The 20566-nt window shown below is 44.6% G+C and carries 15 protein-coding genes and 1 pseudogene; 5 read left to right on the top strand and 11 right to left on the bottom strand.

Features of this window, described 5'->3' with window-relative positions; translation table 11 throughout:
• Window positions 1-190: 190 nt before the first annotated feature.
• On the bottom strand, window positions 191-580 hold the full coding sequence (locus AAEZ00_RS19465) for a Cd(II)/Pb(II)-responsive transcriptional regulator (protein WP_124731663.1): 390 nt from the start codon (window positions 578-580) through the stop codon (window positions 191-193).
• 75 nt (window positions 581-655) lie between these two features.
• Here AAEZ00_RS19465 and AAEZ00_RS19460 point away from each other — a divergent pair, with 75 nt between their 5' ends.
• Window positions 656-2737 (top strand): TonB-dependent receptor plug domain-containing protein, encoded by a 2082-nt coding sequence (locus tag AAEZ00_RS19460; protein WP_351076522.1) that lies wholly within the window; start codon window positions 656-658, stop codon window positions 2735-2737.
• Between the two features lie 46 nt (window positions 2738-2783).
• Here AAEZ00_RS19460 and AAEZ00_RS19455 read toward each other — a convergent pair whose 3' ends face one another.
• Window positions 2784-4238: an MBL fold metallo-hydrolase RNA specificity domain-containing protein gene (locus AAEZ00_RS19455; protein WP_351089537.1), complete on the bottom strand. Its 1455-nt coding sequence runs from the start codon at window positions 4236-4238 to the stop codon at window positions 2784-2786.
• 447 nt (window positions 4239-4685) lie between these two features.
• Between AAEZ00_RS19455 and AAEZ00_RS19450 the strand changes: the two genes are divergently transcribed.
• Complete coding sequence (locus AAEZ00_RS19450; RefSeq protein WP_351076516.1) at window positions 4686-5996, top strand: esterase/lipase family protein; 1311 nt, start codon at window positions 4686-4688, stop codon at window positions 5994-5996.
• Between the two features lie 349 nt (window positions 5997-6345).
• Here the strand turns inward: AAEZ00_RS19450 and AAEZ00_RS19445 are convergent, their stop codons facing one another.
• Together AAEZ00_RS19445 and AAEZ00_RS19440 are read right to left on the bottom strand one after the other, a co-directional pair.
• Window positions 6346-7662, bottom strand: a complete 1317-nt coding sequence (locus AAEZ00_RS19445) for a type II toxin-antitoxin system HipA family toxin (RefSeq protein ID WP_351089535.1) — start codon at window positions 7660-7662, stop codon at window positions 6346-6348.
• Entirely contained in the window at window positions 7656-7979 is a 324-nt protein-coding gene (locus AAEZ00_RS19440) for a helix-turn-helix transcriptional regulator (RefSeq protein ID WP_351089533.1), read from the bottom strand. Before AAEZ00_RS19440 ends, AAEZ00_RS19445 begins: the two co-directional genes overlap by 7 nt.
• Before the next feature lie 648 nt (window positions 7980-8627).
• Here AAEZ00_RS19440 and AAEZ00_RS19435 point away from each other — a divergent pair.
• Window positions 8628-8832: pseudogene (locus tag AAEZ00_RS19435) on the top strand (transposase); the annotation flags it as partial.
• Window positions 8833-8933: 101 nt separating this feature from the next.
• Here AAEZ00_RS19435 and AAEZ00_RS19430 read toward each other — a convergent pair.
• Together AAEZ00_RS19430 and AAEZ00_RS19425 are read right to left on the bottom strand one after the other, a co-directional pair.
• The gene (locus AAEZ00_RS19430; RefSeq protein WP_351076508.1) at window positions 8934-10514 is read right to left on the bottom strand and encodes an agmatinase family protein; all 1581 of its coding nucleotides are present in this window, start codon (window positions 10512-10514) and stop codon (window positions 8934-8936) included.
• A gap of 49 nt (window positions 10515-10563) precedes the next feature.
• Window positions 10564-11952: an agmatinase family protein gene (locus AAEZ00_RS19425; RefSeq protein WP_351076505.1), complete on the bottom strand. Its 1389-nt coding sequence runs from the start codon at window positions 11950-11952 to the stop codon at window positions 10564-10566.
• 220 nt (window positions 11953-12172) lie between these two features.
• Here AAEZ00_RS19425 and AAEZ00_RS19420 point away from each other — a divergent pair, with 220 nt between their 5' ends.
• Window positions 12173-12358, top strand: a complete 186-nt coding sequence (locus AAEZ00_RS19420) for a hypothetical protein (RefSeq protein ID WP_351089531.1) — start codon at window positions 12173-12175, stop codon at window positions 12356-12358.
• A gap of 502 nt (window positions 12359-12860) precedes the next feature.
• Here AAEZ00_RS19420 and AAEZ00_RS19415 read toward each other — a convergent pair.
• From AAEZ00_RS19415 to AAEZ00_RS19395, 5 genes are all read right to left on the bottom strand, one after another.
• Window positions 12861-13115: a hypothetical protein gene (locus tag AAEZ00_RS19415; protein ID WP_351076503.1), complete on the bottom strand. Its 255-nt coding sequence runs from the start codon at window positions 13113-13115 to the stop codon at window positions 12861-12863.
• An 866-nt stretch (window positions 13116-13981) separates the two neighbouring features.
• Window positions 13982-14197: a hypothetical protein gene (locus AAEZ00_RS19410; RefSeq protein WP_351076500.1), complete on the bottom strand. Its 216-nt coding sequence runs from the start codon at window positions 14195-14197 to the stop codon at window positions 13982-13984.
• A gap of 343 nt (window positions 14198-14540) precedes the next feature.
• Window positions 14541-16031 carry a 2-methylcitrate dehydratase gene (prpD, locus tag AAEZ00_RS19405; RefSeq protein WP_351089529.1) on the bottom strand — a complete coding sequence of 497 codons (1491 nt, stop codon included), beginning with the start codon at window positions 16029-16031 and terminating at the stop codon, window positions 14541-14543.
• A 311-nt stretch (window positions 16032-16342) separates the two neighbouring features.
• On the bottom strand, window positions 16343-16822 hold the full coding sequence (locus AAEZ00_RS19400) for an RES family NAD+ phosphorylase (RefSeq protein WP_124013982.1): 480 nt from the start codon (window positions 16820-16822) through the stop codon (window positions 16343-16345).
• Window positions 16823-17242, bottom strand: coding sequence for an Xre family toxin-antitoxin system antitoxin (locus tag AAEZ00_RS19395; protein WP_124013981.1), 420 nt, complete (start codon window positions 17240-17242; stop codon window positions 16823-16825).
• A 565-nt stretch (window positions 17243-17807) separates the two neighbouring features.
• Between AAEZ00_RS19395 and AAEZ00_RS19390 the strand changes: the two genes are divergently transcribed.
• On the top strand, window positions 17808-20312 hold the full coding sequence (locus AAEZ00_RS19390) for an alpha/beta hydrolase family protein (protein ID WP_351089527.1): 2505 nt from the start codon (window positions 17808-17810) through the stop codon (window positions 20310-20312).
• The last annotated feature ends 254 nt before the right edge of the window (window positions 20313-20566 follow it).

Genomic DNA, 20566 nt, shown 5'->3' with positions numbered 1-20566 from the left:
GCGTTTTCCACATAGTGGAAAATCGAAAATCGTTATCTCAGCACCTCACTCAGTTAACAAAATAGCGTTTTCCACATGCTGGAAAATCGAAAATCGTTAGCTCCCGAAAGGCGAACACTCATTGCAAATGTTCACTGGATTACCCCATCGCCTTTGCTAACGGTATCGATAAGGTACTGTTTTAATTCACTTAAACCGATTTCAGCGTTTGTAAAATACTGCAATCTTTGATCTGATGGCTTTTACAGCAGCTCGCGAGTGCCGCTAATGATTGTTCTAGTAATGCCAACTCTCGCTGGGTTTGTTGAATGCGGGCAAGTTGTTCGGCAATGATATTGTCGACTAGTGCGCACGACGATTTTGGGTCTTGTTGTGTATCAACCAAGCGCTTGATGTCATCGAGTCCGATGTTTAATTCTCTGCATCGTCTTATGAACACTAATGTCTCAATGTCTTTTTGTTGGTAATGACGATAGCCATTACTGGTACGGATTGGCGGAGAGAGTAAACCAATTTGCTCATAATATCGGATGGTTTTAACCGATACCTGGGCAATTGATGCCAATTCACTTATTTTCATATTGACCTTCCAGTGGCTGTAACCTTTAAGCTTAAGCATATCATTTTCGGTAATGTGTTGTTAAAAGGAAGTTGTATGTTGAGTTATTCCGCGGCGTCATTAATTTTGTCGCTAGGTGTTATTGGGGTGAGTGAAGCCAGTGTGGTGGATGAGTCGATAAATACGTCTGGACAGAGTGCAAATCACAGTGAGAATGACAGTAAGAGCCACACTGAAAACCATGAACATTCTGAGCATGATGCCCCAAAAGCGGATGTCGATGAACACGAGCCTGAACACGAAGATGAAATGGAAACCATTGTCATACAAGCCACTCGCTCTGGGCGAATTGCCGATGAACAACCTATTCGAGTTGAGGTCATTAACCGCGAAGAGATTGAAGAAAAAGCAGCGATGAGACCGGGTAATATTTCTATGCTGGTGGCAGAAACGGGTGGGGTAAGATTACAAACAACTTCACCTGCGTTAGGCAGTGCTAATATTCGCCTACAAGGCTTGTATGGTCGTTATACCCAATTACTGGCCGATGGTCTACCGCTGTACGGTAATCAAGCAGGATCGATTGGTTTGTTGCAAGTGCCGCCGACTGATTTAAGTCGCGTTGAAATTATTAAAGGCTCGGCGTCATCACTTTATGGTGGTTCAGCACTCGGCGGGGTAATTAACCTTGTGTCTCGAACGCCTAGTGATGAATTAAGCGGTGAAGTGTTGGTCAATGCAACCACGCGCGATGGTCAGGATGTGACCACCTATTTTGAGTCACCATTGAGCGAGAATGTAAAAGGGTCGGTGACGGCAGGTGCTCATTATCAAGACAAGCAAGATATAGATAATGACGGCTGGATCGATCTGGCAGGTTATGAGCGATACACTGTACGTCCTCGATTATTTTGGGAAGGACAAGAAGGACAAACACTGTATGTGACTAGCGGGTTTATGACCGAGCAGCGTACTGGCGGTACTTTAGGTGATAATACGGTCGCTGATGGAACTTCGTTTGAGCAATCGCAAGATTCAGACAGGCTTGATGGCGGCCTTGTGTTTAGTATGCCGTTATTAGAGTCATTGACGTTTAATACTCGCGCATCGGCGATGGTACAAGATCATGTGCATGTTTATGGTGCCGATATAGAAGAAGATCAACACGAGAGTTATTTGCTTGAAAATAGCATCGCAGGTTATACCGATAACAGTGATTGGGTTGTTGGTTTAGCCTATCAGTCTGAAATCTTTGCCTCTGAGACTTTTCCTGAGTTTGATTATTCTTATAAAGTGCCGGGTGCATTTGCTCAACTTGATTATGAGCTGACAGACCAAATCACCACTTCTTACAGTGCGCGTATTGATGATCACAGTGAATATGGTACTCAATTTAGCCCAAGAGTGTCGGTGCTTTATCGCCCAAGTGACTTAACCATAAGAGGCTCTTATGGGGAAGGGTACTTTGCTCCTACACCGTTTGTTGAAGAGATTGAGGCTGCAGGATTATCAAGGTTAGCACCAATTGACAACTTACAAGAAGAGCGCGCTAAAACGGCATCGCTTGATGTTAGTTATACCTTTGATGATGTGGAAACTAGTTTGACCTTGTTTGGCTCGAATGTAGATAACGTCACGGGTTTACAGGCTTTCTCTGTCAATAACGATGGTTCCTTAGACGCTGTTAGGTTGGTTAATGCACCCGGCGAAAGTCAGATCCGTGGTTCTGAAGTGTTGCTGCGTTACTATTTAGGCGATGTTAAGTTGACCGCAAGTTACTTGTATCTAGATGCAACTGAAGTGTCACCCGACGGGGACGGCAGAAGAGCCATTGCCTTAACACCACGTCATTCTGGTGGTTTTGTCGCTATGTGGGAGCAACATGGCAATTTTAGAGCGGGCTTTGAAGCTTATTATACCGGCACTCAAAACGTTAACGATAACCCTTATATTGATGAAACCAATCCTTATTGGCATCTTGGTTTAATGGGCGAAATTACTGTTGGCAGAGTCAGTTGGTTTATTAACTTAGAAAACTTACTCGATGTAAAACAAACCGATGAACATCCTATGTTACTGCCTAATAGATCGCCAGGCGGCCAGTGGACTACTGATATCTGGTCTCGTAATGATGGGTTTATTACTAACGCAGGTGTCAGAGTTAAATTTGGTCATTAACTTGTCATCTCACCGGTGAACTGTTTTTGATTGCCGTTTGGTGTTGTTACGCTTTACCGATCTCAATCTCTGCCATGGGTAACAATGCTTGATATGCTGAGGCCAACGCTTGTTTAGCCTCATCATCGCCATGAACAATACGAATATGTTTAGGTTTGTGGTGCATGCGTTTAACAAAATTGATGAGGTTGTGTTGATCGGCGTGGGCGGAGTAGCCGCTGATGGTGTGGATGGAGGCTTTGATGTCTATCTTTATATCGTCAATATAGACGTATCCGCCTTGGGGGCCGTAGGTTTGAATGTCTCGGCCGGTAGTGCCTCTGGCTTGGTAACCGACAAAAAGGATGTCGGTGGTAGGCTTGGATAAAAAGCGGGCGAGGTAGTTGCTGATCCGCCCGCCAGTGCACATGCCTGATGCGGCAATGATGATGGCGGGTTTATTGACTGAGTCTAAATAGTTGATCACGGCGAGATGGTCTTGATGGCTGTCGATGGTGATTAATTGATTAAAGTCGAGCGGATGGCGTCCTTGGGCCAGTTTTCTTTTGGCTTCGTTGTCCCATAATTTTTTGAATTGACTATACTTTTGGGTGAAGTTAGCCGCCATGGGGGAGTCGACGATAATGTCGATGTTTTGCCACATTGGGTTGTGCTTATTACGGTAAATAATCTGTTCAAATTCGTACAGTAGCTCTTGGGTTCTGCCGATGCTAAATGCGGGGATGAGTACCACTCCATTATCTTTTACGGCTTTCTCGATGATGTTTTTGAGCTGTTTGCTGCGATCCTTGCGGCCTTGATGATTTTTATCGCCATAGGTGGATTCAATCACTAAGGTATCGGCTTTGTATGGGCTTTTAGGGCTAGCAAGTAACGGCGCGTAGCTTGCTCCTAAGTCGCCCGAAAATACCACTCGGTGGCTGCTTTTAGGGCCGGTTAAGTCTATTTCAACATACGCCGAGCCGAGTATATGTCCGGCAGGCTTAAACTTGAGTTTGGCTTTGGTATACGTTAGTGGCGTTGTTTCAGTTTCGCTTGCTGTTTTTGTTGCTGTGGGGAGGTTGATTGGCAGTGTTATCCACTGGCCGTAATCGACCGCAACAAGCAGTTTGTTGAGTCGATTGATGCAGGCTTGAATGAGTTTTTTATCGCGGGTGACGCCGACTTTTAAGGCGTCTTCTATGACCAGAGGTAATAGCGCTGCTGTGGCGGTGGTGGCATAGATAGGTTGGTCAAATCCTGCTGCCAGCAAGTAGGGAATACGCCCGACGTGGTCGATGTGGCAATGAGTCACAATGAGGGCTTTGATATTGTTGATATCAAAGCTTATTTGCAGCTGTTCAGCTGAACTTTGTCCGGCGGTTTCAGCGCCTTGAAACAGGCCGCAATCGATAAGATAACTACTGATATCATTGTTGTGGTTATGACTGTAATTGTTCACCTCCAGTTGATGGCATGACCCTGTGACTCCGTTTACCGCTCCATGGTGAATGATCTGCATGTTAGTCCTTTAATTGTATGTAATACGGTTAGTTAACTTAGCAGTGGATTTGATGTTTGGCCAATAAAAGCTAAAGCAAGTGCCTAGAGCGCTGCGCTGCTAGGACGCTTCGCGGCTAGAGGCTATAAAATCAATAGCGACAGCCTAGAACGCTGCGCTGCTAGGACGCTACGCGGCTAGAGGCTATACAATCAATAGCAACAGCCTAGAACGCTACGCTGCTAGGACGCTACGCGGCTAGAGGCTATAAAATCTTAGCGGCGAAGCTGTCCCTAGCAGGACGCAGTCCGCTCTAGCAGCGTAGCGATCCTAGCAGTGACGGAGTCACGCCCTAGATCCTAGCAGGACGAAGTCCGTTCTAGCAGCGCAGCGACACTAGCAGGACGAAGTCCGCCCTCTGGCGAGCCTGCGAGTTCCTAGATCCTAGCAGGAGATGGAGAGATTACAGTGATTTTAAAATATTTTGTGTTGATGTGCTGTGTGCTGTCAATTGCAGGGTGCAACATTATTGCTCCTGATCTGCAGCGTATTTATCAGAGTTCTGTTAATAGCGATGTGCCGCCGGTAATTTTAATTCATGGTGCTTTTGGTGCTAGGTTGTGCGATGCCTCTGGTACCGAAAAATGGCCGGGGGCAATTAGTACACTGCTGTTTGGCAGTTATGCCGATTTGGCGTTGACAGGTGATGTGCCACTTTATGTTTGTGGTATTACCGATAGGGTTGCTGGATTTGATTATTACGGCACTATCGAAGACACTTTGCTCACCGCTGGTGGTTATCATTTTAGCCAGGTTGGTGATGCGGCGGTTGCCAATAAACGGCACTATTACCGCTTTGAGTACGACTGGCGTGAGGATTTACAGCACACTGCAGCCAAACTGGACCAGTTTGTTGAGCAAATAAGGCTGGACTATGCTAACCCAAAGCTCCGTGTTGATATTGTTGCTCATAGCATGGGCGGGTTAATCACACGTTACTGGCTAAGGTATGGCCAACAAGACGTGCTAAACAGCAATGAATTTGCCATTAATAATAGCGGACTCAACAAAACCCGTAAGGTCATTTTGCTCGGTACGCCCAATTTTGGTTCGGTATCGGCATTGCAGCAATTACTCACCGGTGCCCCTGTCGGTTTTAATCATATCCCCGCCGAAGTATTACAAACTTTCCCCAGTAGCTATCAGTTATTACCCCATCCATTGAGAAATGCTGTTGTTGGCGGTAAAGGTCAGGTTTTGCACCGAGATATCTTTGATATTGATGTTTGGCAAGCGTTGCAATGGGGGCCTTTTAGCCTGGACAAGGAGTCTACTCAGTCAGATAACATTGCGCTTGTGTCAACCGACGACCTGTATAAGCAGCTGGAGAGAGCGCGGCGTTTTGTGTGGTCGTTGAGTGTTAAAAATGACGATCCGGCGGAGCAACTTATTGTGTTCGGCGGTGATTGTCATCAAACACCTGCCCGAATTTTGATTGAAGATATTGATAACGAATCTTTTGTTAGGTTATGGCCAAAAGAAATAAAAGCGCCGCTGAAGAATATTGATTATGAGGCGCTAATGCTGGAACCGGGCGATGGTGCGGTAAGTAAGCAATCATTACTGGCCAAAACCGCGCTGGATCCGCTGCAGCCAAGACACCAATACAGTTACTTCCCGTTGCAATACGCGGTCATGATTTGCGAGCAACATAGCCGGTTGCCGGGCAATATTACTTTTCAGGATAATTTGCTGCATATTTTGCTGACAAAAGACTAGAGAATGATGGCGAGCGGTAACGAGCGGTAACGAGCGATGACAAGCGGTAGCGAACAAAAAAGCCTAGAGCGCTGCGGCTGCTAGGACGACCTTCGGTCTTCGAGGACGCTACGCGGCTAGATGCTATAAAATCAATAGCAACAGCCTAGAGCGCTTCGCTGCTAGGACGCTACGCGGCTAGAGGCTATAAGATCAATAGCCTAGAACGCTGCGCTGCTAGGACGCTTCGCGGCTAGAGGCTATACAATCAACAGCCTAGTCGCGGAGCGACTCAATCTTAGCAGCGAAGCGATCCTAGCAGTGACGAAGTCACGCCCTAGATCCTAGCAGGACGCAGTCCGTCCTATTGCTAAATTTCCAGACGCAAATTTGTGTTTATTTCATTTATGAGTGTTTTTGGAACATCCCACGCTTCGGCAAGATTACGCCAACTTGATACATGCTCGATAGTTTCATCAAGGATGTCGTCAATCTTTCTTTTGCTAAAGAGTGGGCTTAGTTTTTCTAAGCTGTAGAAATCAGAACGACTAAAATTATCTCTTTTCCCATTTAAGCTCATCCAGTGGCTATTGACCCATTTGCTGCCGGGCTTATAGCTGTATGCAAGATCATAAGCTGGAGCAAGTGACCATTTGTCATTTTTTAGAATAAAGGCGACGTTTTTTGAGTGATCGTCATGATTTCGGGCAATTATGTTAAAGGTCATGCGTTTTAGTAGTTGTTCAGCTTCAGGTGCAGAGAGTTTTAACTGTCTGGCTATACCAAATAATTCAGCATAAGAGAATGAGCCAGGCTTTTTATAGTCCACGTGTGCTATGCCATTAAGCGTTTGTACGTGTACCTTTTTATTTTTCATTCGATCAAATCGTTGAGTAATAAAATGTCTTCGATTGCCTTCTTGAAGCAAGCGACATGGCATCATATCGACACCGCACTTTTTAGCCATTAAGTGATAGACAAACTCCATAGCCCCATAGCCAAGAGGGTCGCCAAAGGTTTCTTGGTTTTTATTATGTTCACTTACACCATCAAATTTCATTAGGTAATGAGTAAAACCATCAGGGACGGTGGCCTGGCCAGAACGAACCTGAGTAAAATCCTCATTGAAGGCCAATACCGCTTTGGGTCTGGCTCCTCCTGCGCTCATGCCTACCGAGAGTAAAGACATCATTGCTTCTCGTTCTTGTTGGCCATGTTGTTTTAACTCAACGTCGAAATGGCCACGGGAATCCAAGATTTCTTGTGCGATCGATACTAGCGACTTGATTTCTACTTGCTGCGAAGCATTGAGACTGCGTAATTGTGTTGCTGGCGCATACTCCAATGCTCCCATGCCTCGCTTACCAGTATATTGAAGCCGTTGCAGTGGTGTGATGTCATTGGGTGAACGACCTTGCCCAGCAACCCATGCGTTGAGAACTGCATTACCAAAGTCGTCGGGTAATGAATCTGCAATTAGTCCGGGTAGCCCTTTGAACGTATTGAAATCTAGTTCAGGGAAGCTATAAATGCGCTTGGATAATGGCATTTTGATAGGAGACAGTTCGATTCCTTTTTTCACAAAACTAGGGTCATATTCAAATGCGCCCATGCCTTTGTCGGTATCAAAACTCACCGCACCAACCTCATGTTCTTGGTATATGATCTTGATGACTTCCATTACCATTCGGGCGTTTCCTCATCTGCGTCGCGGCGTTGTCCAGATGCTCTTTGCCTTTTCTTTCCTTGTAATTTAGCCAATTGTAAAGGGGAAATTTCTTGTTTAGGAAGAAATCGGTCTATCTGATCTGTCAGATCTAGTGCCATCATAATGGCGATCAAAATCTCTAGTTGTACTTTACCTTTTTCAGCATTCAGTACCGTTTTACGTGCTACACCAGAAAGAACGGCGACCTCTGATTGAGTGAGATCTCGATTAAGACGCGCTTGCTTCAAGCGCTCACCGATCTCTTCAGCAAAAGCTGATGCGGTCATGTTGCTCATTTTTAAAGTCCTTAAATGGTTACCTTAAATGAAATAAATCCACCTAATGTATTTAATTTAGGACTTTAAGCTTACCTTGTCAACGCTACTGTTGATGACTCTTGTTAAAGTGCAAAAATGGTTACATTATATGGTGAATAATAGATTTAAGTAACCAAAACTGGATATTGTGGTAGCGCCTGTAATAGGGGCTGGTGGGAAGGGCAAGAGTATGAAAACTCACCTGCCAAATATAATCGTTTCAAGGTAGTTGGGATTGCGCTTGGCTTTCATTTGTTTTGTTCCATGGCGGACATTCAAAGTTCACTTCTAAGTATTAATAACACGGTACTAAATCGGTCATTTAGTACACCCGATCCGGCTCATAGTGCAGTTGTTAATTGCGCCTTTTTTTGCCACACTTATCTGCACAGAATTCAAGGACGAACGAATGTGCTGCCATTACAACAAAGTGAGAAATATAAGCGCCATCGGCCAGAAACTACCTTGCTTAATCAGTTGGTCGAACGATAATACCCTGACTTTACAGCAAACTTTTCGAGTAAGGAAAAGGATTACCCAAATATGTGGAAGGAGAGTTTGATGAATTCTTGCGCTGCGGTCGGCTTGGAAATGGTTTCTTACGGGGGCTATGTAGTGACTCCACATGTAAAAGTGCGTTATGAATTGAAGACGCCATATCGTGATGGTACAACTCACGTTTTTTTGACCCAATCGACTTCATTGGCAAATTAGCGGCGTTAATTCCGCCTCCTAGACTCAACCTTACGCGTTTTGGATTACTCCCTAGTTCGTGATGTTTGCGCCTAACAGTAACCTTGGAGCACAAGTGACGACATCACAACGTGGAAAAAATAGCCCTGATCCGACTGCCAGCTAGCAACGCCTAAAACAATAACAACGGCACCTGTTGCATAGAAAAATATCATGTTTTGTTTTACTTATACTCTAGCTCTACTGCTCTTCTTCACTTCTTTTTTTATCCTCCTCCTCTTTCTCTTTTTCTTTAGCAACTTCAGCGGCAGTAGCATCAATATATTTTTGCTGGTCGCCATAATAATTGTCAATCGCATGTTCACTAGAAACAGGGCTAAGATAATGTTTGTCGGTAAGACCTTCTTTACGCATAGCAAGGCCGGTTATACAGGCTTTGATAATATGAACGCTATTTTGGGTAGTGCGATAGGTGGGGTCTAATGCAGGATGCAATTCTACAAGATCAAACCCAACCACATTTGATTCTGAACATAATCGTCTTACAATCGAGATGGATTCTCGCATATTCAATCCACCAGGAACAGGTGTTCCCGTCGCGACAGTGAATGCAGGGTCAATCACGTCTATATCAAAGGAGATAAACAGTTTTCGCCCTTCTTCACTTGCCTCAGCTACCACGCGATCAATTACGGCTTCCCAACCACGGCGTTCAATTTCCGCCATAGTGTGATAACGCATTCCTTGTTCGCGCATCCACTTAAAAGCAACCTTATCTGGACCTGATGCCCTTAAGCCCATTTGAATATAATCTGCGGCCCTGACGTGACCTTCAATTAACAGTCGGTATACGGGTAATCCATGGCTAATAAGATGAGCACCGCCCCACCATGCATCATAGTGCGAATCGAAGTGGATAACCGACACTTTCTCTTTACCATACACGTCTGCAATACCGGCTATATTGGGGTATGAAAGTGAATGGTCACCGCCCACAATAATAGGAACAGCGCCGGTCTCGGCTATTTCACGCACTAGTGAGCGAATATGTTCCATAGAGCGCTCGGTACTTAAGTTATCTACCGCTACATCGCCATAGTCTACAATCTTAAGGACCGATGAACCTTTTACTAAAACATACTGATCAAGGCTTCCCATGCCTCGCCCATGAATGCGCAGTTCAGCGGTTGCACGTGGACCAGAGTCTCGCCATCCGCTGCCCATATTCAGTGGCGCGCCAAGAATAGCTACGTCTACTTCACCGGCGATTAAATCTTCTTTAGTTAGTGCTAATGGGAAACCACCAAAAGTTTGTGGGCCGCCAAAACCATTGTAACGACCAAGATTAAGTGGTCCTGCATCGCGCTCTGGATCGAGAGAGCGCGGACGAAGCACACGCCAAGCGTTGAATTCTTCCGATTCTGTATTAAGTGGTATGTTAGGTGAATCTCTTCCTTCTATATATACACTAGCTTCAAGTACTGTTCTTATGGCATCTACCCAAGCTTGCAATTCGTCGGGTGTAAACGCTGAAATGCTCTCTTTAATTCCATCAGCACCGCCTGTGTATTTTTTGGCTCTGCCGCTTTTCAATAACTCTATATCTTCGGGTGAAAGACTTTCTAACATAGGTAACACGTCGTCGGGAAGCTCAATTGGTTCTGGTACTTCTTCACGCGGGTCCACAGTATTATATGGATAAGGATTAGTGCCTGTAACATGCCCGGAGGTGTCCTGTGCAAGCGCAAAAAGAGAGATACTAAATAATCCCGCCAGTGCGAGGACTTTACACATTAGGGCGCTAGTGTTGGATACACGCATAATTACACTTCCTTGTTTATGGGCTTGTGAAAATGATTTACCTGTTGTATTAATTCCCATGGCTAAGCGCCAAAGGATGCACATAATCAGGTTTTAGTCCGGCTTCGCGAACCGCTACCCCCACTAGACAAGCATTTAAAACGGCATTAGCATTTACGGCAGAAAGGCGCGAATAATCTAACATAGGCGACATATCCGTAATTTCAAAACCTACTATATCTTTAGCCGCGCATAAGTACCTTATTGCTTCTGTCACATCTTTCAACGTTAGGCCATTCGAAGCAATACGACCTGCAGATATCATTTGCGTTGGCTCAATAACACTGACATCTATCGATACAAATATTTGATCAGGGCCTCGGGTTATTTCCTTTTTCACTTTTTTAATTACGCTTGATATACCGCGCTTATTTATTTCTGCCATGGTGTGATATTTTACGCCTTGTTCTCGGAGCCATTGCAGCGTATCAATATCGACAGATTGTCCGCGCAAGCCTATTTGAACGACATCATTACCATCAACAATTTTTTCATTAATGAGCCTAAATATAGTTTGGGTATCTGAAATGGTATTCGCTATTTGTCGCTCAGCATCTGGATGCGCGCTAAAATGCACAAGACCAAAGGTCTTTTGCCCCTTATTCAGAGCAATTCCTTTTACCGCAGGGTATAAAATTGAAGTGTCGCCGCCGACCATCATGGGGATAGCATTTGTCGATGAGGTTTCAGCGACCATTTTGATAATATGATCAACTGATCTTTCGCCACTCATATTGTCGACCTGAAAGTCACCGTAGTCGACAATACTTAATACTTCCATTGGGTCTAATAAGGTTTGTATGTCGCGAGTATCTATTGTCTTCATTGCACGCATATATCGGGGGGCATATTCAGCATTACGCCGACCGCTACTCATATCGCTAGGAATACCAATAATGGCTACGTCTACATTTCCTGCTACTAAATCTTCTGGATAAATGGCTACTTTCGCGCCAGCAAATGTTGATATGCCCGATGTTGGAAACATATATCTGCTAACACTAAAGGGACCGTCTTCGCGTTTCATTTTTCTTAGCGGAGCAGGTGTCACAATACTGCGGTAAAAGTCGGTATTTGAAGTATTTAAAGGAATAGCGCCCATATCTTTTGCTGGGTCGTAAGTCATTTGCGCAGCAACTGCCATTATGTCGTTTATAAGCACTTTTAACTTTGGGATATCTCGGCTTCTAATTTCATGCACTAGCTGTCGTTCAGGTAGGAATTTGAGAGCGTCACCACTTGTTATGAAGGTTTGTTGATCCGTTTCTAGTGCAGATACTTTATCCACGAGGGTCTCTGGTACAGACCAATCTTTAGCATTAACTATGCCCATGGGCATCAGTATAAAGATATAACTTATTAGCACCCATAGTTGCTTGCATTGGCCTAAGGTATTCATCTTGGTCTCCCCGTTAAATTGGCCAGTATGGTGCTATTGTTTTTCACATTGTTTTAACGTTAGTCTAAAATTTAGACGAATGCTAGCGAAAAAGATTGTATAAATATTAACGTTTTTTTGCGATAAGCTTACAACCTAACCATTCAAGGCTATAAAGGTTGAGTTTTGCCTGTCAGTTAATTCTTTAAAAAAAATGGTAAAAGACTCACTTGCAATATTTATGCTTATTGTTTTTTTTGTTTTCATCGTTTATGACGTACTTGATGATGATGATGATGATGATGACTTGGCGATCATAAATTTGTCGAATGATGTCAGGGATCAACGAGTCGCAGAATATGAGGCGATAACAGGTTTACAAGCAAGCGCAGAAATACTTATTAACGTCATTCTTCTTAAGCGTTAAACATGAGCTTGGCGTGTTGACATCATAATACTGTAATGCGCGATAGTGTTTGTTCGGTGTGGTTGCTCAGGAACGCTCAGCCAAACCTGTGTTTGACATCAACTCAACACGGCTAATGATCATCGCAAAAGTGCTATAGCGGTGACTTATCGTGGCATTTTGTGGGTGTGTAAAATGGCTTTTCTATCCTAGATAATGAGCCCATGTGTGCGTTTATATTAAAGTTTGATAATTCTTAATAGTGTTTGATCATTTATAATATAGTTTGATATTTTTTTGTTGAGTACTGGTGATCGTACATTAAATACTGGCAGTTATTCTCAAGTGATAAAAAAGTTGATGATTTTGCAGTAAGGTATTGAAACAAATCTACAAAAAAGATTAATATATAACTCTCAAGTACAGAGTTGGGTAACCACGAACACAATCATCGAGCACGCCATTTAAACATGCTCCTATCAACGCCCCTATAAAGTTTACTCTGACCCCAATGACCCCTAGTTTAAGCGTCACCACCCAACTGAGTTGATTTGATGTAATCGATGAACTGTTTACCATCACCACTAGCACAAACCGATAAGGCAGTGATGTTACCGAATGCGGGTATTGGTTCGTTATTAAACCAAAATATTGCCTTTCTAGAATCACCAGCCCTGCTAAGCAATATAGGGAATAGATACTCTTGTTCATCAACAGTAAAATAACATTCTAGAGATTTTTGTAGTTCTTGATATGAAGCTTGTTGCATGGTGCTCATAGTGTTCCTTAAAATTCTATTGTTTTTTACTAGGTTCTACTCTAATCGATTTAGCTTGAAAAATATAATTTTTTATTAATCGGTGTGTTAGTGGTGAGGCGTGAAAATCGGTAAAATAGCCCAGAACTATTTAGCGATTAAGTCATTTATTTCAAGTTGTTAAGTGTGGAGCGCTGTTTTTGGTTAGTGATTTTTACTTTTTGTTATTCTTGACGCTCTGGATTATGGCGTTATTGGCACAGTCATACCATGTCAATCTGTTCAATCGTTCTAAAATTCCCCTCCCAAAGCGGCGACAGTGTTCTTGTCTGTTCACGTCATGGGGGCTACTTTAATTCTGTTTTTACCGCATGTTTTGGGAACGTACATCGCGGCATCTGCGCTGGCAATGGTGTTCTCGTGATGTCTGGCATTCGCTAAACTTGAGTGGGATCAATGCTAAAACGCAAATGCAGCCCTATCAGTATTTTTAATTGACACCAATATAGGTCAATCTGGGCAAGACCGACAACGTTTTTAGTCCGTTTAAAATAAGATAATTGACCTGCAGATCTGTCTATGATTTTATGCTCTTTTTTGAGGGCATACATATCAATATCGACAGGATCCAACACCACTTCAGCATCATTACCAGCCAGACTTTAAGCATACCGTCAATGCCAGTCAAGGTTGACTGAACATTGCCGTTGTAGCTATCGTTTCTGAGTGTTGCTGTCTTTTGAAGGATTGCATCTGAGTATATTGAGCGAGTGTTGCGATAACATTTTCCACTTCACTTCACGGGACGGTTTGGGTGATGAAATGGGCATTGATCTTCTCCCGGCTGACATCCAATATCCAGTGCCGATACTGTTTGATGAGTGAACCTATTTCTTTACGGGAATATCATTAAGCAGCTTTATGATAGTGCGGTTGTTGGTGACTTCGGCTAAGTCAATGAGATAGCTTTTTTCAAGATCTTGCATCGGTTGGTCTGCCAACAATTCTTTTACTAACTGCTCTTCACCATTCGCTATGGCGGTTTTTAAGGCCGCAAAAGTGGCGATACTGTGTTTATGCTGATCAGTATTGTTAGATCCCATGAGTGGCGCTCCGTCAATTGTTGGTTATTAAAGTCATCGCTTGCTGTTAACACTAACAATATGACCGTGTATGTTGCAATATATACATGCCAAAAGCGAAAGACTAGAGCTAGGTGACGAGCGACAGCGAGCAAAAAAGCCTAGAGCGCTGCGCTGCTAGGAAGCTACGCGGCTAGATGCTATAAAATCAATAGCAACAGCAACAGCCTAGTCGCGCAGCGACTCAATCTTAGCAGCGAAGCTGTCCCTAGCAGGACGAAGTCCGCTCTAGCAGCGCAGCGATCCTAGCAGTGACGAAGTCACGCCCTAGATTCTAGCAGGACGAAGTCCGTCCTAGAAGAACCTAGAACCCGATAACAAATAAGTCCATAAAGCGGTTTACTGGCGTGGCCTCAAGCGTAGCTTGATCTTTACATACAGTGACGATCGTTTGGCACTGCTGGTTTGGGAAACGTGATGCTAAGTTCGCTTTGAATTTCAGCTCCAATAGCGGCATTCCTTCTTTACGACGGCGGCGATGACCCACTGGGTATTCTACTACCACGTCTTCTGTACTGCTGCCATTGTTAAAGAAAACCTGAATAGCATTGGCGATAGAGCGTTTATCCGCTTCTAAATACTCTGCCGTAAAGCGCTTATCTTCGACAATTTCCATTTTATCACGCAGCTCATCGATGATGGGATGTGCGTTGTGAAAATCGTCTTCATAATGGTCGGCGGTCAAACTGCCGAACACCAACGGAACCGCAATCATGTATTGCAAGCAATGGTCGCGGTCCGCAGCGTTGGCAAGTGAACCCGTTTTTGAAATAATGCGAATGGCCGACTCGTGGGTGCGGATCACTATCTTGTTAATCTCCGCCAAACGAGATTTTACCTGAGGATGTAGTATAACCGACGCTTCTGCGGCGGTTTGCGCGTGAAACTCGGCAGGAAAGGAAATCTTAAACAAGATGTTTTCCATCACATAAGAGCCATAGTCTTGGGAAAATGAAAACTGGCGTTCAGCCTGGGGTTTGAGCGCTTGGTCTTTATTAGTTTTCGAGAAAGAGACATCATAAAACCCCCATTGTGGCGCGGTTAACACGCTTGGTATGCCCATTTCTCCGCGCATTGACATGTTGGCCAAACAAACCGCTCGTGAGGTGGCATCGCCCGCAGCCCAAGATTTACGAGAGCCCGCATTTGGTGCGTGACGATAGGTGCGCAGTGCACCACCATCGGCCCAAGCTTGAGATATTGCCGCCATGATTTGCTCTCTGTTGCCGCCCATCATTTTAGTGACAACCGCAGTGGAGGCCACTCGTACTAATAAAACGTGGCATAAACCAACCCGATTAAACGCGTTTTCTAGCGCGATCACGCCTTGAATTTCATGTGCCATGACCATGGCTTCAAGTACTTCTCGCATCATGAGAGGCGGCTCGCCATTAGACAGTCTAACTTGAGATAAATGATCCGCCACGGCCAGAATGGCGCCTAAATTATCCGATGGATGCCCCCATTCAGCAGCTAACCAAGTGTCGTTGTAATCGAGCCAACGAATGATACAACCAATGTCCCACGCGGCTTTTACCGGATCGAGCGTCAGCGATGTTCCTGGCACTCGGGCGCCATTTGGCACCAGTGTGCCTTGTACGATAGGTCCGAGGTGTTTGGTGCACTCAGGAAAGCGCAGCGCGAGCAGCCCACAACCTATTGTGTCCATTAAACAGTTACGAGCGGTGTCGAGAGCTTCTTCGCTGCAGACTTCAAACGTTAATACATAATCAGCGATATCTTGGATGACATGGTCGTAATCGGGGCGATTGTTAATATCTACATTACTACTCATTTTGAATCCTTATTCGTTTGATTTGTTATTTGCTGCTAGAAGGCTATAAAATCAATAGCCTAGAATTTAGATGACAAGCGGTGGCGAGCGATATCAAGCGATATCAAGCGATAACAATCTAAGAGCCTAGAGCGCTTCGCTGCTAGGACGCTACGCGGCTAGAGGCTATAAAATCAATAGCAACAGCAACAGCAACAGCCTAGAGCGCTGCGCTGCTAGAACGCTACGCGGCTAGATGCTATAAAATCTTAGCAGCGAAGCTGTCCCTAGCAGGACGAAGTCCGTTCTAGAGCGCAGCGATCCTAGCAGTTTCAGTCCTTACGTCCGACGAATGCCCTTTCATTAAACAGTTTCAATTTCTTATCTATCAATTTTATCTGCTCAGCGCCTGGGTGACGCCCATTAACAACAATGATTGATTCAAGTCCATCTGGCGTCGCAGCGCTAGGCACAATAAGTCCGGCATTTAAGTTTAAATCTAGCCACTCACTGCCAAGCTTGCGAGTCGAGCTGGGATAAGGGTACACGTTCCAATCATCAGGCAAGAGCGAAAGATCAAATTGCGATAATAGCTGGTCTGGTATCTCGTAAATACCTAACATGAAATTTTTTGGGATGAATTTTGGCAGCGGGTAATAGTTTGCCATTTCGAGCATAGCAACTGATGCTGACATGGCAAAGTACATAACCGGATAGCCTTTGTTATTCCATCTGGCGCCGTCTAAGTAACTCGCGCCTAAGCCATTATAGCTCTCTAGGTGTTTTTCTGAGGTGATCCGATAAATACGCATTTATGAAAACTCACCCCATTTCATTTTATTGAGGACTTCCTTTACTAATCGACGTCCGGCAAAGGAATCGAGTAGATCAACCGGCTTCTGGTTGTTGAGTGCCGGAATAGGCGTTTGTAGCAGCTCATTTGCTAAGTCGATATCATCATACAGATGATATGCAGCATCATAGACACTGATGATATCGAGCGTTTCTTCTGATTGAGTTTTGTTTAGCGCTTTGAGTTTATAAAGTCTGCTGACGTTACCACTGGTTACCCCCAATGCTTTACAGATGAATGCCCGTTGCTGCGGCATTCTATCAATAAGTGACTTAACCACAGTGCCCGCAACCCCAATGTTAATCGCATTAATGTACTTAAACTGATCTTGGAATAAATCTTCACTTAATCCAGCTCTAGCTAACGGTGAGTTATTCATAATTTGCTCTCCTTAATGATACCTCAAGATGGCATCAATTTGATGCCTAGTCAACATCAATACGACGGGGTGCAAGGAAAAAGCCTAGAGCGCTGCGCTGCTAGATGCTATAAAATCAATAGCAACAGCAACAGCCTAGAGCGCTTCGCTGCTAGGACGCTACGCGGCTAGATGCTATACAATCTATAGCAAAAGCCTAGAACGCTACGCTGCTACGCGGCTAGAGGCTATAAAATCTTAGCAGCGTAGCGATCCTAGCAGTGACGAAGTCACGCCCTAGCACCTAGTCGCGCAGCGACTCAATCTTAGCAGCGAAGCTGTCCCTAGCAGTGACGAAGTCACGTTCTAGCACCTAGTCGCGCAGCGACTCAATCTTAGCAGCGCAGCTGTCCCTAGCAGGACGAAGTCCGCTCTAGCAGCGTAGCGATCCTAGCAGTGACGAAGTCACGCCCTAGACCCTAGCAGGACGAAGTAAAAACAGATGCATTTATATGCCATTTTTGTCACACTGTGGCGCATAAAAAGTTATATGAAATCAGCAATAATAACGAGAAAAGGACGCTTCATGAAAGCTTTTACACTGGTTTGTACCAGTTTAGCCATGGCTATTTCAGGCATAGCTCACGGGGCTGAAATTGATATTAGCCACATTCAGCGCTTAGGCCCAGTCATTCAACTGACTGCGACACCATTATCAAAAAGTGCTCAAGCAGATGCTTTGCGTGCCAACTTAGTGACCAACTTAGTTGCCAAATTAGCGGTTAACGTAGTAGAGGGATCAGGTCTTAAAAAGTCTAATTCGATACAAGTATTTAACCAACAACTGACTTGGCAAGCGGCTTCATCAACAGCTGAAGGTGAGGGCTGGTTAGCGTATCAACTGCCGGTATCTACCCATCGATTTACCCAAGGTACGTTGACGGTAAAAGGGCTTGATAACCCACAGGTGTATGTGAATGGCCAATTAGTGAAGTCTGCTAATGAGGTCTCGCTAAATTTAACTAATGGCGACTACCAAGTTTTAGTATTGGCCGATGGTCTGCAAAAAGAGGTTCCTTTTAGCTTGGATTGGCAGGGGAAAAGCGATGTTGATCAGCTCGATTTTACCCAGCAAAAATCACAACGTGTGTCTGCGCAGCAGCTATTTGATGCCAAAGTAATTAACAGTTTAACCCTGTCACCCAATGGTAAATACCTGCTGCAATCGACGATTGAATACCAGGCTAGCCAAGGTGATACCGCGATTGAAGTGACCGAGTTACGCAAGGTGTCGGACAACAGTGTGATGTATCGCTGGCAAGACAATCGACCAAGCAGCGCCGTGTGGTCGGGTGATAGCAAACAATTGGCGTTTGTGGCCAATAAACAGATTCAATTACTGAATGTGGCGGAGTTAACTATCCAAGTTGTTGCGAGCGATATCGACAATGTGTCTGGTTTGCATTGGTACGGTGACAGCGTGTTATTTAACTGGGAAAAACCCTTTAAAGCCGATGAAAAAGCCACCTCAAAGCGTTTTCGCGCATTGGAAGACCGCTGGAGTGACTGGCGTAACAACAGCCAAATTTATCAATTAGATGTGGCTTCAGGTTTTATTCGTCAGCTAACCGATAACAAGATCAGCAGCTCATTTCTAGATGCTAGTGTCGATAACGGTACCTTGTTACTGACTCGCTCTCCGGTCGATTATGCACAGCCTGCACATGGGTTAACTCAGTTAGTTGAATTGGATCTAAACGCGTTAACTGAAACTGTTATTGGCCAATATCGTAGCTTTAGCAGTGCGTTATATGCCGATGACGGCATGTACATTACCGCTGGGCCACGCTTTATGGATGGTGTGGGGATCCAGGATAAAACCATCGAAGTGAATGATTATGATGGCCAGTTATATTGGCGCGATGGCAAAGGCAATGTGAGCGCGTTAAGCAAAGACTTTACCCCTGCTATTGGTAGCATGACCAAGCTAGAAAATGATGATGTAATATTAACGGTAACCGAAGGTGACCGCTCACCACTGTATTTATTTGATAAAAGCAAAAAACGTTTTAGTAGAATAGACACGGGCGTTGATATGGTTGACTACTTTAGTGTGGCAATCGAGCCATCTACGCCAACGATTGTGTTTGCGGGTACGTCGGCCACCGCGCCGCAAAAAACCTTCAAAATGACATTGAACTCCAGTGGTAAGCAGCTGTTGTTCGATAGTCAGCAACAAAGCTATGCCAATACCCGTTTCGGTGATATTCAAGATTTTGATTTTACCAATAAGCATGGCCACAATATTGATGGTCGGGTGTATTTACCCGCAGACTTTGATGCCAGTAAAAAGTATCCCGCATTGGTATATTACTATGGCGGCACCTCTCCTGTAGGGCGTCACTTTACCGGTCGTTGGCCATTTAATTTATGGGCAGCCCAAGGTTATGTTGTGTATGTACTACAACCCAATGGTGCAACCGGTTATGGCCAAGCATTTAGTGGACGTCATGTGAATGCATGGGGTAAATACAGTGCTGAGGACATTATTGAAGGGACTAACGCATTCTTGGATGCACATGATTTTGTTGACCCTAAACGAGTGGGTAACATGGGCGCGTCATATGGCGGCTTTATGACCATGTATTTAGCCACCAAAACCGATATTTTTGCCGCGTCAATGTCCCATGCTGGGATCAGCAATTTATCTTCTTACTGGGGACATGGCTGGTGGGGTTATGGCTATTCTGGTGTGGCCAGTCGAGGCAGTTTTCCGTGGAATAACCCTGAGCTCTACGTTGAACAAAGCCCGCTATATCATGCAGATAAAATCACCACCCCGTTATTGTTAATTCACGGTAATGCCGATACTAATGTGCCAGTGGGTGAAAGCCATTACATGTACACCGCCCTTAAATTATTAGGTAAAGAAGTGGAGTTGGTTGAGTTTAACGGCCAAAACCATCATATCAATACTCGCCAAGCACGATTCGACTGGTGGGATACCACTATGGCCTGGTTTGATTTAAAGTTAAAAGACCAGCCTGAGTGGTGGAATAGTCTTTACCCTGAGACAACAGAGCAACAGTAAATGTTAATTTGATCCGGCCTCGCATTGCGGGGCTGTTTTTTACTGAGTGAGCACAAGGTATGCCAATGGTAGCCAGTGATAGCCAGTGATAGCCAGTGATAGCCAATAATAATCATCTGGTGATGGGGGAGGCTAACCTCGCACTATCCAGCATTGAGATCTGGTGATATCTTAAGATTACATGCCTATGCATCTGAGTCAGTTTTGGCTTATTCTTATAGTATAAATCAAGACTAGAAGTGAGATTTGCTATG

The organism is Shewanella sp. S1-49-MNA-CIBAN-0167 (assembly GCF_040310145.1).
Taxonomy (GTDB): Bacteria; Pseudomonadota; Gammaproteobacteria; order Enterobacterales; family Shewanellaceae; genus Shewanella; species Shewanella psychromarinicola.
Note: the sequence above shows the minus strand (reverse complement) of the source record. Positions and strands in the feature narration are given on the sequence as shown.